We start from the raw sequence: 20485 nt of genomic DNA on the forward strand, positions 1-20485 counted from the left end.
GGGACACGCCTTACTTCAGCCGCGCCAGGCGCGCGGTCAGCAGGTCGAAGAAGCCCTGGGCATCGCCGCTTTCCACCCAGAAGGCATTTTTCGGCGCCTTGAGGCCGTCATACCAGTCGACAATCGTCTGGCCGAAGGTCGGGCCTTCGCGACTGTCGACCACGACGTTCACGGCACGCCCACTGAACAGTTCAGGCTTGAGTAGGTAAGCGATCACGGTAGCGTCGTGCACCGGGCCGCCCGTCATGCCGTAATGTTCCATGTCGCCTTTGACGTATTCATTGAGAATATCGCCCACCAGCTTGCTCGCCTTATTGTTCAGCGCGGCAATCTGCTGCAGGCGCGCCTCGCTGGTGAGAATCTTGTGGGTCACGTCCAGCGGCAGGTACGTCAGCTTCACCCCACTCTTTTGCACCACCTCGGCTGCCTGCGGGTCGGCGAACAGGTTGAACTCGGCCACCGGGGTGATGTTGCCGCCATTGAAGTGGGCACCGCCCATCACCACCACTTCCTTGATGCCCTGGGTGATGTCCGGAGCCTGGATCAGCGCCAGCGCCAGGTTGGTCTGCGGCCCTAGCCTGGCGATGGTGATGCTGTGGGGCTTGGCTGCACGCAGGGTGTCGATCAGGTAGTTGACCGCATGACCTTCGGTCAGCCCGGCCTTGGGCTCATGCACTGCCACCCCGGACAAACCTTCCTTGCCGTGAATATTCTCGGCATAGATCGGCGTGCGCAGCAGCGGCTTCGGCGCGCCGGCATACACCGGTACCTCCTCGCGCCCTGCCCACTCCCGGGCCAGCCGCGCATTGCGCGAGGTCTTGTCCAAGCGAACGTTGCCGGCAACGGTGGTCAGGGCGCGAATGTTCAGCTCCTCGGGCGACGCCAGGGCAAACAGCAGCGCCACCACGTCGTCAGCACCCGGGTCGGTGTCGATGATCAGATCAATCCTGGGCGCCGCGTGAGCGCTGGTAGCGGTTAGCAGGGACAAAAGCAGCAGGCTCCTGAATAGATGATGAATCTGTTGAGCATAGCGACGCATGGCGCACTCCTTGTGCGTGAATGAAACGAATCAGGTTCAGAACGTCACTCCGGCCACCAGCACGATGTTGCTGTAGGGCTGGCATTCGCCGGTACGCACAATCGCCCGGGCCTGGCGGCTCAGTTGCTTGAAAGCCTCGTGACTGAGCAAGCGCCGCTCGCCGATCGCCCCCCGGGCCGTCAGCGCCTCGAGTTCCGGCAGTGCCGGCGGCCGCTTGAGCAGGATTTCTTCGGCCAGCACGTGGCTTTCGACCTGCATCTCACTGAGCACCACCTTCAAGGTGCTGACAAAATCAGGAATGCCCTGGGTCAGGGCCAGGTCGATCAATTCGACGCCAGGCGGCACCGGCAGTCCGGCATCACCGATCACCAGCATGTCGCCATGCCCCAGTGAGGCGATCAGCCGCGACAGGGCGACGTTGAGCAATGGGGTCTTTTTCATGGGGCGCTGAATCCTTGAACGTCGGACAGGCGAGGAATCGAAGGTTGCGCGCCGGCACGGGTCACCGACAGCGCGGCCGCCACCTGACCAAAACGAATGGCCTCGACCTCGTTGCTGCCGCCGGCCAATGCCGCGGCAAAACCACCGACAAAGGTATCGCCGGCCGCCGTGGTGTCGACCGCCGTCACCCGGGGCGCGGGGAAGTGCTGAAAGCCCTGGCCATTGGCAAACAACGAACCTTCGGCACCGAGGGTGATGATCACCTTGCCAGCGCCCATGGCGATCAACTGGCTCGCCGCGGCTTTGGCCGTCTCCAGGGATTCCACGGGCAGCCCGCTGAGCGCCGCGGCTTCACTTTCGTTGGGAATCAGGTAGTCGATGCTCCCATACCAATCCACTGGCAGCGCACCGCTGGCCGGTGCCGGGTTGAGGATCACGGTCTTGCCCAGCTCGCGGCCACGGCGCAGCACATGCCCCACTGTGTCGTACGGCACTTCCAACTGACAGATCAGCACATCGGCCGCCTGCAGGACCGCGTCGAACTGATCGACCACGGGCGGGGTCAACGCGCCGTTGGCACCGGCCACTATCACGATCGCGTTCTGGCTGTGGTCGTCGACCACAATCAGCGCCACGCCACTGCTGCCCTCGACAGTGCTGAGTGCCTGGCAATCGATCTGCTCGGCCAGCAGCGCCTCGCGCAGCTCCCTGCCATAGGCATCGCTGCCGACACAGCCGACCATCGCCACCTGTGCGCCCAGGCGTGCCGCGGCCACCGCCTGGTTGGCGCCCTTGCCGCCCGAGACCGTGGCAAACGATTGGCCGATCAGGGTTTCTCCGCCACGGGGCAAGCGCGGCGCGCGAGTCACAAGGTCCATGTTCAAACTGCCTACAACCACTACTTTCGCTGGCATGTATCGATACTCATCAAGTCGCTTCAGCGCAACGAGTCGAAGACGCCGGACAACGGCGCTGTCGACTCTCGCAAGACAATGCTGGGCGTCACGATCTGCTGATCGGTCGCCAATTGGGGAGCCGCGATCCGGCGCAACAGCACTTGCGCCGCCATCTCTCCCAGTTGCAGGATCGACTGGCCGACCGTGGTCAGCGCCGGGTAGACGTAGCGGCTCATTTGAATGTCGTCAAAACCGATCACCGACAGCTCGCTCGGCACCCGGATGTTGCGTTCAGCGGCCGCGCGCAGCGCGCCGATGCCCATCATGTCGTTGCCGGCGAAAATCGCCGTCGGTGGGTTACTCGCCAGCAGCACCGCCGCCGCGTTGTAACCGCCGGTGCTGGTGAAGTCACTTTCAATCATACGCTCGGTCGGCACCTGCACCCCCGCCTCTTTCAGCGCCCGGCAGAAACCGGCCAGGCGCATCTGGGCCACGCTGGTGTGGGCCGGACCGCCGATGCTGGCGATGTCGCGATGCCCCAATTGCAGCAGGTGTCGGGTCGCCAGGTAGGCGCCGTACTCGTGGTCGATACGAACCAGGTCCGCATCCAGCCCTTCCAGCCCGCGGTCGACAATCACCATCGGCGTGCGCACGCCCGCCAGGCCCTGGGCCAGCCCGCTGTCACCACCGGCGGAGGCGACGATCAGGCCATCGATGCGCTTTTCCAGAAGCACCCGCAGGTAGCTGCGCTGCTTGTCCGGGTTATCGTCGGAATTGCACAGAATCACGCAGTAGCCATTACGCTCGCAGTAGTCCTCGATGCCCCGGGCCAACTCTGCGAAGTACGGGTTTAGGCTGTTGGGCACCAGCAGGCCGATGGTCGCGGTGGTCTTGGCCTTGAGCGAGCGGGCCACGGCGCTGGGCACGTAGTCCAGGCGCTGGATTGCCGCCTCGACTTTAAGCCGCACCTCCTCGCTCACCGGTCGGGTCTTGTTCAGCACATGCGACACCGTGGTGTAGGAAATCCCCGCGAGTGCCGCCACATCCTTGATCGTTGCCATGGTTAGCTCCGGCGCCGGGCGCGTTGGCTGCGATAGGTGTCCAGCACCACTGCAATCACAATCACGGCACCGGTAATGATGCGTTTGGTCGGCTCAGTGGCGCCAATTTGCGCAAGCCCTGCCGCCAGCACGGAAATGATCAGCACACCGAAGAAGGTACTGATCACCGAGCCGCGCCCACCCATCAGGCTGGTCCCGCCGATCACCACGGCCGCGATGACTTGCAGCTCCAGGCCGGAACCGGCATTGGGGTCCGCCGCCTCCAGGCGCGAGATCTGGAACAGTGCCGCGACGCCTGCCAGCAGGCCCATCAGGCTGAACACCAGAATCTTGTACGGCTTGGGATTGATCCCCGCCAGGCGCACCGCCTCTTCGTTGGTGCCGATGCCGATCAGATAGCGCCCAAACACGGTGCGGGTCAGCACTGCCTGGGCGATGAAGATGATCAGCAGCGCAATGATGAACGACGGCGAGATGCCAAAGGCAATGGGGTTGGACAGCCAGGCGAAGGCATCGCCGATGTAGGCGGTGCGCGAGCCTGTCATCTGGTAGGCCACGCCGCGGGCCATTTCCAGCACCCCCAGGGACACGATGAACGAGGGAATGCGCCAGGCCACGGTGATCGAGCCGGTAATAGTCCCGGCCAGCGCCGCAGCGGCCATGCCCAGCAACGCTGCCGGCAGGACGCTCCAGCCCCAGCCGAGGATCGCCACGCTGACCGTGGACGCCGACAGGGCCAGCACCGAACCCACCGACAGGTCGATCCCGCCGATGATCAGCACAAACGTCATGCCGACCGCCAGCACCATCAGGTCGGGAATCTGGTTGGCCAGGGTGCTGAAGGTGTCGTACGACAGGAAATGACTGCTCAACACCGAGAACAGCGCAATCATCGCCAGCAAGGCACCGGCCAGGCCCAGGTAGGTACCCAGGCCGTAAAAGTTGCCACTACGTTTGCCAGCGGACACTGCAGTTTTCATGGAAGATCCCTAGGCGCTGCTTCATTGAGCAACGCATCACGTTTTTGGTAGCCGGCAAAAGCGGCAGCAAGCAAATCATCCTGGCTCCAGCTGTCGCGCTCGAAGGTCTCGACCAGCCGCCCCGCCGACAACACGCCAATTCGGTCACAAATCAACATCAGTTCACGCAGGTCACTGGACACCACCACCAACGCCTTGCCTTGGCGCGTCAGGTCGCCGAGCAAGGCGTAGATATCAAACTTGGCCCCCACGTCGATGCCGCGAGTCGGCTCATCGAACATCAACACCGAACACTCGCGTTCGAGCCAGCGGCCGATCACCACCTTTTGCTGATTACCGCCGGACAGCTCGCCCACCAGCTGGGTCGGACTGGAGCTGCGAATGCGCATGGCGTCGATCTGCCGCTGCGCCAACGCGGTCTCCGCACTCGGGTTGACCACCCCGCCCCTGGAAATCTCCGGCATGTTACCCAAGGCGATGTTGGCGCTGATCGACTGCGTCAGCAGCAGGCCCTCACCCTTGCGGTCCTCGGTGATCAGCGCGATCCCGTGGGCCACCGCATCGGCCGGCGAGCGGATGCTCACCACCTGCGCGGGAAAACCCAAGGCCACCGTGCCACTGTCCGCCGCGTCGGCGCCGAAGATCAGGCGCAGCAACTCGGTACGCCCGGCGCCGATCAAGCCGGAAATCCCGAAGATTTCCCCGGCGCGCACCGTGAAGGACACATCCAGCACCTTGTCCGCCCGACTCAAACCGCTGACCGTGAGCGCCGCAGCCCCTATCTGCCGCGGCCCCAGGTCAATGTGCTCGCCCAACTCGCGGCCGACCATCAGGTTGACCAGTTGCTCGCTGTTGTAGTTGGCCATCGGCTCGACGCAGACCAAGTGGCCGTCGCGCAACACCGCAATGCGCTGGGCCACACGCGCCAGTTCTTCGAGCCGATGGGAGATATAAATGATCGCCACGCCCCGGGCTTGCAGGCGGCTGATTTGCTCGAACAGCATCTCGACTTCACGGGCCGTCAGCATGGCTGTCGGCTCGTCGAGAATCAGCACATGGCAGTCGCCGATCAGGTTGCGGGCGATTTCGACCATTTGCTGATGACCGATACCCAGCTCGCCCACCAGCGTGTCCGGGTCGATTGCATCGAGGCCGACCTGAGCCATGGCCTCGATCGCGGCACTGCGCAGACGCTTGCGGCTGATCCAGCCGCCGTTGCTGGGCAGGTTGTCGAGAAACAGGTTTTCCGCCACCGACAAGGTCGGCAGCAGGTTGAGCTCCTGCATGACCATGCGGATCCCCAGGGCTTCGGCCTGGGCACGACTGCCCGGACGGTACTCCTGCCCGTGGAACTGCATATGCCCGGTCGTCGGGGTGACCAGCCCGCCGATAATCTTCGACAGCGTGCTTTTGCCGGCACCGTTCTCACCGGTCAGCGCCAGCACTTCGCCGCGCATCAGCGTCAGGTCAATGCCGGTCAACACCGGCTGCGCATACGTCTTGCCGATACCGCTGACCGCAAGGACCGCGCTCGAGGCACTCACTGACATAACAAACTCTCCATGCACCCGCCCGCACGGGCGAGCGCCATTGTGATGCCAGACGGGTTATTGGGTGACCAGCTCAACCGGCGTTTCGATCACGCCTTGTGGACCACTGTCGACCTTTTCGCCCTTGAGGATTTTCAGCGCGGTTTCGATGCCAAACACCGCTTGCTTCGCTGCGAACTGGTCGGCGGTGGCCAGGACTCGACCATCCTTGAGCATCGGCTTGATGGCATTGATGTTGTCATAACCCACCACCTGCACCTTGCCCGCCTTGCCTGCCGCTCGCACTGCGGAAACGGCGCCTACCGCCATGCTGTCGTTACCGGCCAGCAGGGCCTTGATCTGTGGGTATTCGCTGAGCATCGAGGAGGCGACCTGATTGCCCTTATTGATCTCCCAGTCACCGGACTGCAGCGATACCACCTTGATCTGCGCCGCCTCCATCGCATCCTTGAAGCCCGCGGTACGTGCCTGGGCGTTGGTGGTGGTGGAAACCCCTTCGATGATGCCGACTTCGTCACCGGCCTTGAGTTGCTTGGCCAGGTACTCCCCAACCAGGCGTGCGCCCTTGCGGTTGTCCGGGCCGACAAAAGGCACGCTGATGTTCTTGCTCTTGAGCACATCCGGGTCGAGTTGGTTATCAATGTTGATCACTGTGATGCCGGCGTCGACGGCCTTCTTGATCACCGGCACCATCGCCTTGGAGTCGGCGGGTGCGATCACCAGCGCGTTGACCTTGGAAACGATCATCTGCTCGACAATACGAATCTGGTTGGCGGTGTCGGTTTCGTCCTTGATCCCGTTGGAGACCAGGTCAAAATCGCCAGGATGTTCTTTCTGGTAGGCCTTGGCGCCATCTTCCATGGTCAGGAAGAACTCGTTGGCCAGGGATTTCATGACCAGGGCGACCTTGGGTTTTTCAGGGGTATCGGCGAAAGCCGAAGAGAGAGGCACAGCGGTGGCGGCGGCAGCCAGCATAGCGACAGCAAGAAGACGTCCAGCGAATGGCAGCTTCATGGGTTCACTCCGATCTTATGATTATTGTGAGCAACGCCTGCAGTGCCACAGCCATGGCTGTTCTTCACGGGCACCACTGCGCAAACGTTTGCGTAGACCGAACTATGGGAACCCTGCCGCTATTTGTCAACGACTGGCCAAAGCCTGGATGCTCAAGCGGTGGTATTGACCAAACCGCCCGACGAACCTTTGCCCAACTCCTTGGCCAGGGCCGCCGCGGTTTGCATCAGCGCCGCGCTGGTCGAGGCAATCTGCCCTTGAATGCCCGCCACCACCGTCGTCTTGGCTTCAGGCGTCGGATAGGACGCCGCCTGTGCAGCAGCCAACTGCGCCTGTTGCTTTTGCAACAACGCCTGCAATTCCCTCATGCGCTCTTGCAAGGCTTGCACCAGGACACTGCCGCCGGACTCTTCGGCGGACGGGCTGTCCTCGGCCTGTAGCCTGGAACTGACCACCGGCTTGCCTGCGCCTTCCTCCTCGACCGCCAACACTTCGCCCGAGGCATTTGCCAGTGTCTTGTCGGACGCCTGGACAACCACCAGGGGTTTGTCGCTGACACGAACCGTCAGGCCTGAGGTTGAACCGATTGCAGTGGTCATCTGAGCTCCTTGAAATAGTGATCCTTCAAGAAGCATCGGCCGGGGCAGCGTTTACTTGAGTGCCAAACTTTCCCAATCACGTAGGGCGTATCCATTCAGATCGTAGGAGCTTTCGGACAACCGAACACTTTCCGCAGATTTCGTCGGAATCCCGGACATGCTTTGTTACACCAGCCTCACACAACAGAATTTAATCTTTATAAATCAACAACTTAAAAGTTATCTGCACCTCCTTCCCGACTGGTACAAATCCTGCTCTAACCCCCTACCCCCGGCATACAGATCGGCCTGGGGGAATCTAGATGAACCTGCATCAGCACCGTCATCACTATTAGAGAGAAAATAATGAAATCTGCCTTCAACACCCTTGTTCCGGGCGCCTTGGCCCTCCTGCTGCTTCTGCCGACAGCCCTGCAGGCAAAAGAAGTCGCCAACCAGCAAAAACTGGCGAATGTGGTGATCCTCGCTACCGGCGGCACCATTGCCGGCGCCGGCGCCAGCGCCGCCAACAGCGCAACCTACCAGGCCGCCAAAGTCGGGATCGAGCAACTGATCGCCGGCGTACCCGAACTGAGCCAGGTGGCCAATGTTCGCGGTGAGCAAGTGATGCAAATTGCCTCCGAAAGCATCACCAACGAAAACCTCCTGCAACTGGGCCGCCGCGTGGCCGAGCTGGCTGACAGCAAGGACGTCGACGGCATCGTCATCACCCACGGCACCGACACCCTGGAAGAGACCGCCTATTTCCTCAACCTGGTGGAAAAGACCGACAAGCCAATCGTCGTGGTCGGCTCGATGCGCCCAGGCACTGCCATGTCGGCAGACGGCATGCTCAACCTGTACAACGCCGTCGCGGTAGCCGGCAGCAAGGACGCACGCGGCAAAGGCGTGCTGGTGACCATGAACGACGAGATCCAGTCGGGTCGTGATGTCAGCAAAATGGTCAACATCAAGACTGAAGCGTTCAAGAGCCCATGGGGCCCGATGGGCATGGTCGTCGAAGGCAAATCCTACTGGTTCCGCCTGCCAGCCAAGCGCCACACCATGGATTCGGAATTCGATATCAAGACCATCAAGAGCCTGCCTGACGTAGAGATCGCCTACTCCTACGGCAATGTCAGCGACACCGCGTACAAGGCCCTGGCCCAGTCCGGTGCCAAGGCAATCATCCACGCCGGTACCGGCAATGGCTCGGTGTCCTCGCGCGTCGTGCCTTCCCTGCAGGCCCTGCGCAAGGATGGCGTGCAGATCATCCGCTCTTCCCACGTCAATGCCGGCGGTTTTGTCCTGCGCAACGCAGAACAGCCAGACGACAAGTACGACTGGGTCGTGGCGCATGACCTGAACCCGCAAAAAGCCCGGATCCTGGCCATGGTTGCCCTGACCAAGACATCCGACAGCAAAGAGCTGCAACGGATGTTCTGGGAATACTGATCGAGTGCGTGCGGCCCGCCCGGGTCGCACGCTTGCCCTCCTGACTCGCCCGCCCGGGCGAGTCAGCGCCACCCTGGCGCAAGCACTGCAAAAAAAACCTGCCGACACACACCAAAATGCAAAACCTGTGGTCTGAAAGATCTTCTTGAATTTTAAGCAGTTGCGAAAATGCTTACAGTTAAATACTGTATACACGTACAGCTTAATAAGGACTCTCCCGTGGCCACTTCCCAAGCAAACAGCAACCCACCCGGCTCTTACGAACGCATGGGTTTACGCATTCAAAAAATCATCAACTCGCCGAACGCGCAAAAAGCCAAAGCCGCACTGATCTTCCGCCTCCCCGATGAGCCGGTCGATGAGTGGGAACGTCTGCTGGAGGAAATCGCCGAGAACGACAACGTCACCCTCGCCCATCGCGACGACGGTGGCGTGCAGATTTTCTGGGTAGTGCCGAAGGAAGACTGAGTCGATGATGGTTCGTTGTTTTGCGTTGCTGCTACTCCTGGTGGCGGCCAGCGCACACGCGCAGGCGCCACGTACGTTTAACGAAGCGAAAAAGATCGCCTGGACGCTCTACGCGCCGCAGTCCACCGAGTTCTACTGCGGCTGCAAGTACACTGGCAATCGGGTCGACCTTGTGGGCTGTGGCTACGTGCCACGGAAAAACGCCAACCGCGCAGCACGTATCGAATGGGAACACATCGTGCCGGCCTGGCAGATCGGCCATCAGCGTCAGTGCTGGCAGGAAGGTGGGCGGCAGAACTGCACCCGCCATGACCCGACCTACCAGCGCGCCGAGGCCGACTTGCACAACCTGGTGCCCAGCATCGGCGAGGTGAACGGCGACCGCAGCAATTTCAGTTTCGGCTGGCTGCCGGTACAAAGCGGACAATATGGTTCGTGCCTGACCCAGGTCGACTTCAAGGCCAAGAAGGTCATGCCGCGCCCCTCCATCCGCGGCATGATCGCGCGTACCTACTTCTACATGAGCAAGCAGTACGGCCTGCGCCTGTCCAAGCAGGATCGGCAATTGTACGAAGCCTGGAACAAGACCTACCCGGTGCAAGTCTGGGAGCGCCAGCGTAACCAGAAGGTCGCTTGCGTCATGGGTCGCGCCAATGAGTTTGTCGGTCCGGTCGACATGAAACTCTGCAGCTAAGACAAGGCCCGGGGTATAACGCCCCGGGCCTTTGACGAGCAGCTAGCTTCCAGCCTTGTCGTACCGCCACGACCCCATAAGGTTGAGCAACTGCCGAGGAATCTGACGCTCAGCCGGTCACCATGGAGCCGGCCAGCGTTACGCGCATCAGATATGGGCTCAGCACCTGCTTTCGTTGCAGGACGGCGTCGAACACAGAGTAAGGGGCCGCGCGAGCCATGGGCGCCTTTCTGAAAGTGATGAGTCGTTACCCCATAGACGGATAACCAGGCAGGTTTTACTTAACGCTATTGTGCTCGATGATCAGGGTCTCGATATTCTGCTTCTTCGCCTTGACCAGAGCAGCGGCCACCTGAGCCTGGCGGGTTTCGGCCTCAGCCTTGGAATTGAATGGCCCTACCAACACACGTTGTTTGCCGTCTTGCGTGACGACGTAGGAAACAAAGCTATGCTCGATCAACCACCCGGTCAGATCGCTGACAGCCTGCGGAGTCGAACCTTGCACCAACACATCCCACTGCGGCACAGCGACCTCTGCCGGATTGGCCACAACCGGCGCCTGGGGCTTCTTCGACCCTTGCCCGGCCTGCTCACCGCACCCGGTCAGCGCCAATACCGCGATCACCCACATCAATTTGCGCACAGCTTTTCCCTCTGAATGCCAAAGGCGCTGATCTTATCACTCAAAAATGCCTCTCAACCCAAGCAAACAGGGGATAAAACAACGAGAATGATGATTGCAGCCTCTGTATAGTCGCACCCCGGGAATTAATGCAGCGTCTACGCGTCAGAAAGAAGCACCCAAACCGTGACACTTCGCACTAATCTATACGTATTACCGACATCTGTACGTGAGTCAGGTGCCCTACAAAGCTATCAAGGAGAAGATCATGCTGATACTCACCCGCAAAGTCGGTGAAAGCATAAACATCGGTGACGACATTACCATCACCATTCTGGGCGTTAGCGGCCAGCAGGTCAGAATCGGCATCAATGCCCCGAAAGACGTTGCGGTGCATCGAGAAGAAATCTACCAGCGCATCCAGGCAGGCCTGACTGCCCCGGAAAAACCGCAAACCTGAGCTTGAACAGCAATCAGTAGCCAGCCTGCTTTTTAGAGTAATGGCTGGCTAAAGATTCTGTGCCCCCCAACAACGTCGATACTAACGGGATAACCCCAGACGACGCTGTCAGCCGATTCTCTTTTCTCCCGTCGAAAGCGACGCCCTTGCGGGCCGTCAGCCGAACGCCACTGCGCGCGCCATGCCCGTGGCGGCCACCACCATCAGCACAATCAACAACGCCTCGACATGACAGATCCTGGCGAACAGCGCTGTGCGCCCGACATCGATCGGGGCCTGCCGCCCCAATGCGATCCGCCATTTGATCAACGCCCGCATGGGCGCAATTTCCAACAGCAGAATGAGGATGAACACGCCCATTTTCAGGTGGAACAGCGGCTGGTGCAGATAGTAGTCCGTACCCTTTTCGTAGCCACCAAAGGCCCGCATCACACCCGTCAGCAACAGGATGATCGCCGAAACACCCCAAACGTTGTCGGCCAGCAACACACTGCGGGCACCGCCGCCATCGGCCGTCACTCGTCGAAAAGCCGAAGCACGGGCCAGCACCGCCCACAACGCGAGGGCATAGGCCAATAGATGAACCGCCGCAAGCAACCAGTGAGCAGCCATGGCTTTAGCCCCCTTCAAGACGGAAAAAACACCTGCCTCAGTAGTAGTTCATCGCGCGGGACTTCGCCTGCCACGCACCAATCGCCGCACCATTAACATCAGCACTCAGAGTCAGAGTCAGAGTCAGATTCTCCCTACATCATTACCGGCGTGACAGGCCTACGCTTGTAGGACTAGTCCCACGAGGCTTTACGACACTTGTGATCATCTACGCGGCCATCGCACTTCTCACCCTGGTCATCATCACGCTCGGCATGGCCGTTTGTGGCTGGTACCGCCATCTACGCCATGACGAAAACGAGCGACTGCCTCCCAACATCGAACCGGTAGACCCTTCGGTAAAAACGGTTGCCCATCGGAATTCCAGCCCACGCCCTTGAACTAGTGGCAAGTTGCCGCTAATGCTTAAGCTCACGGCCACGCGGATCAGAGGAGGCGAGCATGGTTCCAAGATTTGTTGTAGTACCGGCGATTCCTGCCCAGACCCAATCCTTGCGCGGAGGGAAGCGCTCCTACTGCAAGGCATCCGCCAGCGGATTTAACCTCTACGACAACGAGGACAAGCTGCGCTTGCAACAAGCCTACCCAAGCCGTCCGGAGGCCGAGGCCGCGTGCCAGCAACTGAACGCCGAACGCGTATGCCCCCTGACCTTGGTGCCCCTCAACGGCGACAAAGGCTGTCCGCCAAACGCCTGACCTGCTCAGTCGCAGCCTCGCGAGCCGGTAAATCCTGCGCCTCGCCCAGAATGGTTTTCTCGATAATCACCGCGTGGGAATCAGTGATCCCGATAAATTGCAGCCAGGCCGCCACGTAAGGCTCCTGGAAGTCGAAATATTGCGCCGGCGTGCTCGACTGCGGCGAAAAATCCAGACCGCGGGCGTAGACCACCACCGCCTTCTTGTTGTGCAGCAAGCCATACAAGCCACGCTCCGGGTCGAACCCGAACAACAGGTCTTTCTGCGACACCAGGTCGATGAAGTGCTTGAGCTTGTAAGGGATACTGAAATTCCACAACGGCACGGACAACACCAGCAGGTCCGCACGATGCAGCGGCTCGGCCAACGCCCTCAAGGTGCTCCAGGCGGCTTGCTGCGCGGGCGTCAAGGCTGTGCCTGCAAGCCCGGCGTACTTGGCGTCCATGGCATGCTGATCAAACTCCGGAAGCGCCATGCCCCACAAGTCGAGGGTGACGATTTCGGTGTCCGGGTGATGCTCCTGATAACGCGCGATGAAACTGCGAGCCACCTGCAGAGATGCCGAACGCTGTTTACGGGGGGAACATTCAATATGCACAAGCCTAGTCATGGATGACCTCGAGAGCGGGAATCTGGAGGGCATTGCAACATAGCGTAGATTGAAATATAAATTGTGATTAACCACTCAATTAATCACGATTATAACTATGTTCGACATCCTGCTACTCAAGACTTTTGTCACCGTGGTCGATGAAGCCGGCTTCAGCCGCGCCGCCGACAAACTGAGCCTGACCCAATCCGCCGTCAGCGGGCATTTGCGACGCCTGGAAGAGCAGATCGGCAAACCGCTGCTCAAACGCACCACCCGCTCCCAGCAACTGACACCCGACGGCGAACGCCTGATTGCCTATGCCCGCACGATCCTCGCGCTGAACCGGGATGCCTGGGCGCAACTGACTCGCACGCCCTTTCACGGGCGACTGCGAATCGGACTGTCCGAGGATTTTGTCGAGGCGCGGCTGTTGCGCGCGCTGCAGGCGTTTGCCGCGCAGTACCCGGGCCTGGAAATCGACATCCAGGTGGGCATCCCTGGCACCTTGCTGAACCAGATGAAACACGGCCATCTGGAGCTGGTGATCGGTTCGATCTGCGAAACCGACGAGCCAGGTCAACTGCTGTGGCAGGAACCCCTGGTGTGGGCAGGCCCAGCACAGCCTGTGACCTCGCTACCCAGCCCCCTGCCCCTGGCGCTCTTCCCGGAGCCGTGCCCTTACCGCGAGGTGGCGCTGACACGCCTGGCCCAGGCGGGCATCGCCCAACGCACGGCAATGTCCTGCACCAGCACTGCCGGATTGCGGGCTGCGGCGCTGTCCGGCTTTGCCCTGGCACCGATGGCGGCCAGCCAATTGGGCCAGGGTCTGGCGGCGCTGGGTGCCGAGCATGGCTTGCCGGACTTGCCTGATGCGCAGTTCCGACTGTTTACCGCGCCTGAAGCGGACCAACTGATCGTGGCGGCGATTTCGGCACTGATTGTCGAGTATTGCGCGACGCGCAGGGAGCCGTAACAGCCCGGGCTTGCCCCCCCTACAGGGTGATAGACGTTGCCGGATAAAACAGCGTATTGAGCACCAACAGGATCATCCAGAAACCGATTTCCAGGGTTTCCGTAATCGGCTGGATACGTTTCACCGCACCATACACATGCACCACGAACATCAGCGCGAACACCACAAAGAGCATGTCAAAGGCGTAGCTGAAGCTGGTACCGGTGGTTGCAGAACGCAACATTGCCACTTCCACCACCAGGATGAACGCCCCCAGGCAGCGGCCAAAATAGATCGCCAGGTGCCGATGTTCGGGAATCGTCCAACGCATCGCCCGGGCCCAGGCAATGGGCGCGATAAAGATCGGCAGGGCAAAAAACAGCGTGGTGACGATCATCAAGGTGGTGATGTAGTACTGACTGTATTGCGCGTAGTAACCGAGCATGGCGGACTCCTTTTCCTTGAGGGCAGCCTCTGCGGGCTGAAACGCAGAATTGCAGCCGCCAGGATGGGCGTCCAATGCAAAGCGGTCGCTCAAGACCAAAGAGAATGGGCTTGGGCAGAAGGGATTAGAACCGAAGTCGCCCGACAACAATCCGCGCGATGGAGCACCTTGCACTTGTAATCATGTGGTGCTCCCGGTATTGGTCAGCATCAACCCAATGCAGGAAGCAGGCAGTGATCACCATTCGAGAAGCCACCAGGGAAGACATCCACCGACTTCGCAACCTAGGTATCGAGACGTACCGCGAGCACTTTTCTGATCTGTGGAGCGCCGCAGGAATGCAGCACTTTCTCAACGAAGACTTCTCAATCTGCGAACTTGAGAAATCCATCGAAGCCCCCGCCCACCACAACTGGCTCCTGGTATTCAACGAGGAAGGTCGAGCCATAGGCTTTTCCAAGGTCAACTGGTCCAGATCAATCCCCGTGTCTGGCGAGGTTGGCGCTGAACTGCAGAAAATCTACTTCCTCAAGTCTCAGGCGGGTAAAGGCTACGGCAAGCAACTTCTGCAGTTCATTCAGCAGTCAGCAAAAACCCGCAAGGAAAGCGCCCTATGGCTGGATGTGCTGAAGTCCAACAGCGCTGCCCAGCGCTTCTATGAAAGCTGCGGCTTTCAGGTACTGGGCGAAATACCCTTTCGTACTGACAAGGCTGACATCGGGATGGTTGTGATGCGCTGCGAGCTTTCCCAGTCGGAGTGACTAGCTGTCAACGTTCGTCCCTTGCGCGTCTTGCCCCTGAAGGTTTCCGCCTATGCTCTGGAGAACACAGGGAGAAGACTCATGAAGAAACTGGCATCCATTGCTTTGATCACCACCTTCATTGGCGGATACACGACTGCCCCCCCGTAGTCACTTCCACTTCGCTCGAACAATGGCATTCAGGGTGATGGATCGTTACCCGATACCTCGACAACCTCAGCAACAACGCTAGACCATGTTTCGAATGGCGGGCGCCCCACGCTAAACGAGATCCTTGCTTTAGAGGCGTCAGAAATTCCTCCAGAAATACATCCACGCGCTGATGGGCATAACTATCAGGTGGGGCACGGCGAGAAGAAGATTGAATATGTGGTGGTAGGCGCCGATTTGGCGCTCTGAGGTGGGAGTTTTGCAAAAGTTTTGCAAATCGTAGACAACAAAAAAGGGCCCACCTTTCGGTGAGCCCTTCTAGACCGCCCAGCAGAGCGGATTTTGTTTGGTAGGCGCGATTGGACTCGAACCAACGACCCCCACCATGTCAAGGTGGTGCTCTAACCAACTGAGCTACGTGCCTGCTGTGAGGCGGCATTCTACGGAATTGCGCAGGGGTGTCAACACCTTTTTTTCACCTAACCCTATGAATATGCAAAATATTTAATTTTGCTGCGGCAAACCGGGTTTTGCGCCCGCTGGCAGTGGATTTTTAACTCAGGTAGGATCGCTGCATTCGTAAAATATATTAAACAGAGGCTTCGGGATGGCGAACACTCCTTATCCGCAATCCTATTACGCCGCGTCGGCCAACACCGTGCCGGCGCGCCCTGCGCTGCAGGAAGAGGTGGAAACCGACGTCTGCGTGATTGGCGCGGGCTACACCGGATTGTCCAGTGCACTGTTCCTGCTGGAGAACGGGTTTCGGGTGACGGTGCTGGAGGCTGCCAAGGTCGGCTTTGGCGCCTCGGGGCGCAATGGCGGGCAGATCGTCAACAGCTATAGCCGCGACATCGATGTGATCGAGCGCAGTGTCGGCCCCAAGCAGGCGCAGTTGCTGGGGCAGATGGCCTTTGAAGGTGGGCGGATCATCCGTGACCGTGTCGCCCGGTACCAGATCCAGTGCGACCTGAAGGACGGCGGTGTGTTTGCCGCCATCACCGGCAAGCAGATGGGGCACCTGGAGGCGCAGAAACGTCTATGGGAGCGCTACGGCCACAGCCAACTCGAACTGCTCGACAAAACCCGCATCCGTGAAGTCGTGGCCTGCGAGCAGTACGTGGGCGGTATGCTCGACATGAGCGGCGGCCACATCCACCCGCTCAACCTGGCGCTGGGCGAAGCCGCTGCCGTCGAATCCCTGGGCGGCACGATATATGAGCAGTCGCCGGCGGTGCGCATCGAACGCGGTGCCAACCCGGTGGTGAACACGCCGACGGGCAAGGTGCGCGCCAAGTTCATCATCGTGGCCGGCAATGCCTACCTGGGCAACCTGGTCCCGGAGCTCGCCGCCAAGTCGATGCCCTGCGGCACCCAAGTGATCACCACCGAGCCCTTGGGCGAAGCCCTGGCCAACAGCCTGTTGCCCCAGGACTACTGCGTCGAAGACTGCAACTACCTGCTCGACTACTACCGCCTCTCCGGGGACAAGCGCCTGATTTTCGGCGGCGGCGTGGTGTATGGCGCCCGGGATCCGGCGAACATCGAGGCGATCATCCGGCCGAAAATGCTCAAGGCCTTCCCTCAAGCTCAAGGACGTGAAGATCGACTACGCCTGGACCGGTAATTTCCTGCTGACCCTGTCACGCCTGCCCCAGGTCGGGCGCCTGGGCGACAACATCTACTACTCCCAAGGCTGCAGCGGCCACGGTGTCACCTACACCCACCTGGCCGGCAAAGTGCTGGCCGAAGCCTTGCGTGGCCAGGCCGAGCGGTTTGATGCCTTCGCCGAACTGCCCCACTACCCCTTCCCCGGCGGCCAGTTGCTGCGCACCCCGTTCGCCGCGCTGGGGGCGTGGTACTACGGCCTGCGGGACAAGTTCGACTTCTGATCCCACCCTACGGGCGCGGCTTTATCGCTGCGCCCGGGAAGTCAGGTATAGACCGGCCAGGTCTCGACGATCTGGCCGCCACGTACCGCCAGCAAATCGCCAAACTGCAGCAACACCGACTCGGTCTGGGTCGGCCGCAGAAACACCTGGTCATCCACCGCCAGGCCCACCGCCTGCGAGCCGTTGACCATTTCCTGGTTGGAACTGCGACCGTAGAGCCCGTTGCTCTGCAACCCGGCCGGCGATTCGAACTCGGCCATCCAGTTCCCGCCATAGATGAAGTAGGTCTCACGCTGGTTGATGTCCCACCATGACAACAGCCTGGACTTGCCATCCAGCGCCGGAATCTGCACCGCCCCCGTGCGCTTCAACACGGGAGTAGCGATCCAGGTGGCCGGCACGTGTTCGACCAGCGAGGGCAAGTCGTAATGGGTCGGCTTGAGCATGGCCGTACCCACCGACACTTCGCTGCTCAGCGACTCCCGCTCATGCAGGCGATAGCTGGGGCTGCCCGCGGTATTGAGCGTCAGGTCCGGGCGCCAGAGGTCGGCAAACTGTTGCCGAGTGAAGTCGACATAGCCGTTGTACTGAGCCATGACCTTGGCAAACAGCTCATCGGCACTCCCGAGGAGGCCCGGCACCCCCATGCCGACAAAGGGGTCGTAGCCCATGAACCCGGCAAACTGCAGGTGCTGCGCGTTGGCACGGATCAGCCCCAGCATCTGCCCCAGGGTGGCCGTGTCTGCCACGCCGCCGCGATGCAGGCCGACATCCAGTTCGATATTGACCCGCAACTGAGTGCCCAGGCCCCGGGCCAATGCCAGGTACTGCTGCAGATGCGCCGGCGTATCGAGCAGCCATTGCAACTGCCGCGCCGGGTCGAACACGCCTTTGTGGGTTTGATAGAACAACTGGGCCGAACGCACCGGCAGCGGCTTGCCCAGGAGGATGTCGGACTCGGGGAAAACCAATGCATCATGATTGAGAAACGGCTGATGAAACGACATCAGTCGCTGGGTTCCCGCGCGCTTGCAGATGTAGGCCAACAGCCCTGGTGATGGCAGGGATTTCTCCACCAGGCGCAGGTGCTTGCCACCGCGCCTGACCGACTGCATCACCACATCGATGTTGTGGTCCAGTCGATCCAGATCGATCAACAACACCGGGCGCATAGGGCCGTGGTCCTTCAGTTGCTGATTCAGGGCACTGAAATACTCGGAATAGGCGCTGCCCCGATCACCGGGGCGCAGCAGCGCGCCCACGCCCAACAGCAACACGCCAAGCCCTACGGCCCCAGCGAGGAAATTGCGTCGGTCGATGCTCATCCGCTGACTCCCAGGATCGATGACAAATGGGCGTTGAGGAACTTGCCGCCCGGGTCCAGCGCTTGGCGAACCTCACGAAACGCCTGCCAGCGCGGGTACAGCGCTTGCAGGTTACGGGCGTTCAAGGTGTGCAATTTGCCCCAATGCGGTCGGCCGGCGTACTTCCAGAAAATCGGCTCGATGGCCGCGAAGAAGTTGTGATGGTCCATCTGGTAATGCTGATGCACCGAGATCGAACAGCTGTCACGCCCCTCGAACATGCTCAGGGGGATGTCATCGGCCTTGACGTAGCGGTACTCGATGGGAAACCAGGTACGCAGGTCCTTGTCGGTGATCAGCTTGATGATCTCGCGCAGGCACGCCGGGCCATGTTCGGCCGGCACCGAGTACTCCATTTCGTTGAAACGTACCGTGCGCACATTGGCATAGATGTCGAAGGAGTCGCCGACCCGATCATCAAAACTGGCAATGTGCCGCAGGCTGTTGAGCAAGGTACGACGGGCATCAGGGAAATCACTGACGTATTTGTCGAACGTCTCGATGAGGTTGACGAACTCATTGCCCCCCTCCTCCTCGGCACTGATCGGCGGTGTCGCCGGGTCGGTGGTTTCGTTGAGGGCCATCGACAAGGCGTAGTCCGAATGGGTGACCACCAGCATTTCCCAGTGCTGGTTGTCGCGGGTGTGTTTCTCCACGTCCTCCAGCAGTTCTTCGGTCTTGGCGATCCACTGGTGTTCGCGCAGGCGGTACGCGGGACGATTCTGCATGCGGATCTTGCTGACCACCCCCAGCGCCCCCAACGACACCCGCGCCGCGTTGAACACCTGCGGGTTGTGGTTGCTGTCGCACTCGATCACCTCCCCGGCGGCCGTGACCAGTTGCAAACCGGTGACATAGGCCGAATAGGAGGGAAACTGTTTGCCGGTGCCATGGGTCGAGGTGGCGATTGCTCCCGCCAGGGTCTGGTAGTCGATATCGGCCATGTTGCTCAGGCCCTGGCCGACCTCCTTCAAGGCCTGGCCCATGCGCGACATGGGCATGCCAGCGCCAAATTCGGCCTGCAGGGTCTGTGGATCATGACTGAGCAACCCAGTGAAGTTGCTCAACGACAGCAGCGTGCCATCGGTGGGTACCAGAGCGCTGAACGAGTGCGCCGAACCCACCGGGCGAATCTTGCCCGGGGCGCGACCAATCACCTGTACCAGTTCATCCAGATCCTTCGGCGCCAGGCGGGCCTCAGGCAGGCAGCTCTGGGCACCCGACCAGTTGCGCCAGGGAATCAGGCGTGGCGCGCGCACCAACTGTGCCAGCACCGGGTTGCTGCTCAAGGCCGTCAGGGCGCCGACCAGGCTGGCGCGCTGCAGAAGCTGGCGTCGTGTGAGGTCCATCGTCATCAATCCCACCTTGTGCTTTTATTGGAGGTGTTGGCCGGACATGAAGCTAATCAGCGCCAGAAAATCGTCTTCGCTGCATTGCATGCACATACCCATGGGGGGCATGCCGTTGTGTCCGTTGATGGTGTGGTCCAGCAGGCTGTCCATGCCTTGTTGCAGGCGCGGCCGCCAGGCCACTTGGTCACCGGTCAACGGCGCGCCCGAGGCCGGGTTGGCGTGGCACAGCTTGCAACTGGTGTCGTAAGTGCGCGCCAACCCGGCATCGGCGGGCATGCTCGCGGCAGCGGCCGCGCGATCAGGCCCGTCCTTGGGCTCCTCGCCGCAGCCACCCAACACGCCGAGTACCAGCGCCAGCGCCGCCCCACGGCAGGAAAACCGCCACCCGGCTCGAATCAGTGCCCACATAAG

The 20485-nt window shown here is 60.7% G+C and carries 22 protein-coding genes, 1 tRNA gene and 1 pseudogene; 8 read left to right on the forward strand and 16 right to left on the reverse strand.

Annotated elements, in window-relative coordinates; genetic code table 11:
- Positions 1-10: 10 nt before the first annotated feature.
- The 8 genes from Q1W70_RS00575 to Q1W70_RS00610 form a co-directional block, all read right to left on the reverse strand.
- Positions 11-1039, reverse strand: coding sequence for a nucleoside hydrolase (locus tag Q1W70_RS00575; protein WP_302098510.1), 1029 nt, complete (start codon positions 1037-1039; stop codon positions 11-13).
- Between the two features lie 36 nt (positions 1040-1075).
- A complete protein-coding gene (gene rbsD / locus Q1W70_RS00580; protein ID WP_166590576.1) occupies positions 1076-1480 on the reverse strand; it encodes a D-ribose pyranase in 405 nt (134 codons plus the stop codon).
- Positions 1477-2394: a ribokinase gene (gene rbsK / locus Q1W70_RS00585; protein WP_166590575.1), complete on the reverse strand. Its 918-nt coding sequence runs from the start codon at positions 2392-2394 to the stop codon at positions 1477-1479. Before rbsK ends, rbsD begins: the two co-directional genes overlap by 4 nt.
- Positions 2395-2417: 23 nt before the next feature.
- Positions 2418-3437 carry a LacI family DNA-binding transcriptional regulator gene (locus Q1W70_RS00590; protein WP_166590574.1) on the reverse strand — a complete coding sequence of 340 codons (1020 nt, stop codon included), beginning with the start codon at positions 3435-3437 and terminating at the stop codon, positions 2418-2420.
- Positions 3438-3439: 2 nt separating this feature from the next.
- Positions 3440-4417, reverse strand: coding sequence for an ABC transporter permease (locus Q1W70_RS00595; RefSeq protein ID WP_302098511.1), 978 nt, complete (start codon positions 4415-4417; stop codon positions 3440-3442).
- Positions 4414-5967 (reverse strand): sugar ABC transporter ATP-binding protein, encoded by a 1554-nt coding sequence (locus Q1W70_RS00600; RefSeq protein WP_166590572.1) that lies wholly within the window; start codon positions 5965-5967, stop codon positions 4414-4416. The genes Q1W70_RS00595 and Q1W70_RS00600 overlap by 4 nt, the downstream gene beginning before the upstream one ends.
- Positions 5968-6024: 57 nt before the next feature.
- Complete coding sequence (locus Q1W70_RS00605; RefSeq protein ID WP_166590571.1) at positions 6025-6981, reverse strand: sugar ABC transporter substrate-binding protein; 957 nt, start codon at positions 6979-6981, stop codon at positions 6025-6027.
- Between the two features lie 152 nt (positions 6982-7133).
- Positions 7134-7580 (reverse strand): hypothetical protein, encoded by a 447-nt coding sequence (locus Q1W70_RS00610; RefSeq protein ID WP_166590570.1) that lies wholly within the window; start codon positions 7578-7580, stop codon positions 7134-7136.
- 345 nt (positions 7581-7925) lie between these two features.
- Between Q1W70_RS00610 and Q1W70_RS00615 the strand changes: the two genes are divergently transcribed.
- The 3 genes from Q1W70_RS00615 to Q1W70_RS00625 all read left to right on the forward strand — a co-directional run bounded on the left by Q1W70_RS00615 (position 7926) and on the right by Q1W70_RS00625 (position 10176).
- A complete protein-coding gene (locus tag Q1W70_RS00615) occupies positions 7926-9014 on the forward strand; it encodes an asparaginase (protein WP_166590569.1) in 1089 nt (362 codons plus the stop codon).
- A gap of 267 nt (positions 9015-9281) precedes the next feature.
- Positions 9282-9482 (forward strand): DUF1654 domain-containing protein, encoded by a 201-nt coding sequence (locus Q1W70_RS00620; protein WP_306109755.1) that lies wholly within the window; start codon positions 9282-9284, stop codon positions 9480-9482.
- A 4-nt stretch (positions 9483-9486) separates the two neighbouring features.
- The gene (locus Q1W70_RS00625) at positions 9487-10176 is read left to right on the forward strand and encodes an endonuclease (protein WP_166590567.1); all 690 of its coding nucleotides are present in this window, start codon (positions 9487-9489) and stop codon (positions 10174-10176) included.
- A 277-nt stretch (positions 10177-10453) separates the two neighbouring features.
- On the opposite strand, the gene Q1W70_RS00630 is transcribed toward Q1W70_RS00625, so the two are convergent.
- Positions 10454-10819 (reverse strand): SPOR domain-containing protein, encoded by a 366-nt coding sequence (locus tag Q1W70_RS00630; RefSeq protein WP_166590566.1) that lies wholly within the window; start codon positions 10817-10819, stop codon positions 10454-10456.
- Between the two features lie 247 nt (positions 10820-11066).
- On the opposite strand from Q1W70_RS00630, the gene csrA reads away from it, so the two are divergent.
- Positions 11067-11258 carry a carbon storage regulator CsrA gene (gene csrA, locus Q1W70_RS00635; protein ID WP_008057174.1) on the forward strand — a complete coding sequence of 64 codons (192 nt, stop codon included), beginning with the start codon at positions 11067-11069 and terminating at the stop codon, positions 11256-11258.
- 156 nt (positions 11259-11414) lie between these two features.
- Here the strand turns inward: csrA and Q1W70_RS00640 are convergent, their stop codons facing one another.
- Positions 11415-11870: a DUF2214 family protein gene (locus tag Q1W70_RS00640; protein ID WP_166590565.1), complete on the reverse strand. Its 456-nt coding sequence runs from the start codon at positions 11868-11870 to the stop codon at positions 11415-11417.
- Positions 11871-12311: 441 nt separating this feature from the next.
- On the opposite strand from Q1W70_RS00640, the gene Q1W70_RS00645 reads away from it, so the two are divergent.
- The gene (locus Q1W70_RS00645) at positions 12312-12566 is read left to right on the forward strand and encodes a hypothetical protein (RefSeq protein WP_166590564.1); all 255 of its coding nucleotides are present in this window, start codon (positions 12312-12314) and stop codon (positions 12564-12566) included.
- On the opposite strand, the gene Q1W70_RS00650 is transcribed toward Q1W70_RS00645, so the two are convergent.
- The gene (locus Q1W70_RS00650) at positions 12532-13176 is read right to left on the reverse strand and encodes an FMN-dependent NADH-azoreductase (protein WP_166590563.1); all 645 of its coding nucleotides are present in this window, start codon (positions 13174-13176) and stop codon (positions 12532-12534) included. The genes Q1W70_RS00645 and Q1W70_RS00650 overlap by 35 nt on opposite strands.
- A gap of 97 nt (positions 13177-13273) precedes the next feature.
- On the opposite strand from Q1W70_RS00650, the gene Q1W70_RS00655 reads away from it, so the two are divergent.
- The gene (locus Q1W70_RS00655; RefSeq protein ID WP_265537464.1) at positions 13274-14131 is read left to right on the forward strand and encodes a LysR substrate-binding domain-containing protein; all 858 of its coding nucleotides are present in this window, start codon (positions 13274-13276) and stop codon (positions 14129-14131) included.
- Positions 14132-14150: 19 nt separating this feature from the next.
- Here the strand turns inward: Q1W70_RS00655 and Q1W70_RS00660 are convergent, their stop codons facing one another.
- Positions 14151-14555, reverse strand: coding sequence for a hypothetical protein (locus tag Q1W70_RS00660; RefSeq protein WP_182344155.1), 405 nt, complete (start codon positions 14553-14555; stop codon positions 14151-14153).
- 233 nt (positions 14556-14788) lie between these two features.
- On the opposite strand from Q1W70_RS00660, the gene Q1W70_RS00665 reads away from it, so the two are divergent.
- Entirely contained in the window at positions 14789-15316 is a 528-nt protein-coding gene (locus Q1W70_RS00665; RefSeq protein WP_265537463.1) for a GNAT family N-acetyltransferase, read from the forward strand.
- Between the two features lie 497 nt (positions 15317-15813).
- Here Q1W70_RS00665 and Q1W70_RS00670 read toward each other — a convergent pair.
- A tRNA-Val gene (locus tag Q1W70_RS00670) sits at positions 15814-15890 on the reverse strand.
- A 183-nt stretch (positions 15891-16073) separates the two neighbouring features.
- Here Q1W70_RS00670 and Q1W70_RS00675 point away from each other — a divergent pair.
- Positions 16074-17358, forward strand: a pseudogene (locus Q1W70_RS00675) (NAD(P)/FAD-dependent oxidoreductase).
- 41 nt (positions 17359-17399) lie between these two features.
- On the opposite strand, the gene Q1W70_RS00680 reads toward Q1W70_RS00675, so the two are convergent.
- The 3 genes from Q1W70_RS00680 to Q1W70_RS00690 form a co-directional block, all read right to left on the reverse strand.
- Positions 17400-18608, reverse strand: a complete 1209-nt coding sequence (locus Q1W70_RS00680) for a DSD1 family PLP-dependent enzyme (protein WP_166591952.1) — start codon at positions 18606-18608, stop codon at positions 17400-17402.
- Between the two features lie 71 nt (positions 18609-18679).
- A complete protein-coding gene (locus tag Q1W70_RS00685) occupies positions 18680-20011 on the reverse strand; it encodes a D-arabinono-1,4-lactone oxidase (protein ID WP_302098920.1) in 1332 nt (443 codons plus the stop codon).
- An 84-nt stretch (positions 20012-20095) separates the two neighbouring features.
- Entirely contained in the window at positions 20096-20482 is a 387-nt protein-coding gene (locus Q1W70_RS00690; protein WP_265537461.1) for a c-type cytochrome, read from the reverse strand.
- Between the last annotated feature and the right edge of the window lie 3 nt (positions 20483-20485).

Origin of the sequence: Pseudomonas kielensis, assembly GCF_030505375.1 — a bacterium.
Classification (GTDB): Bacteria; Pseudomonadota; Gammaproteobacteria; order Pseudomonadales; family Pseudomonadaceae; genus Aquipseudomonas; species Aquipseudomonas kielensis.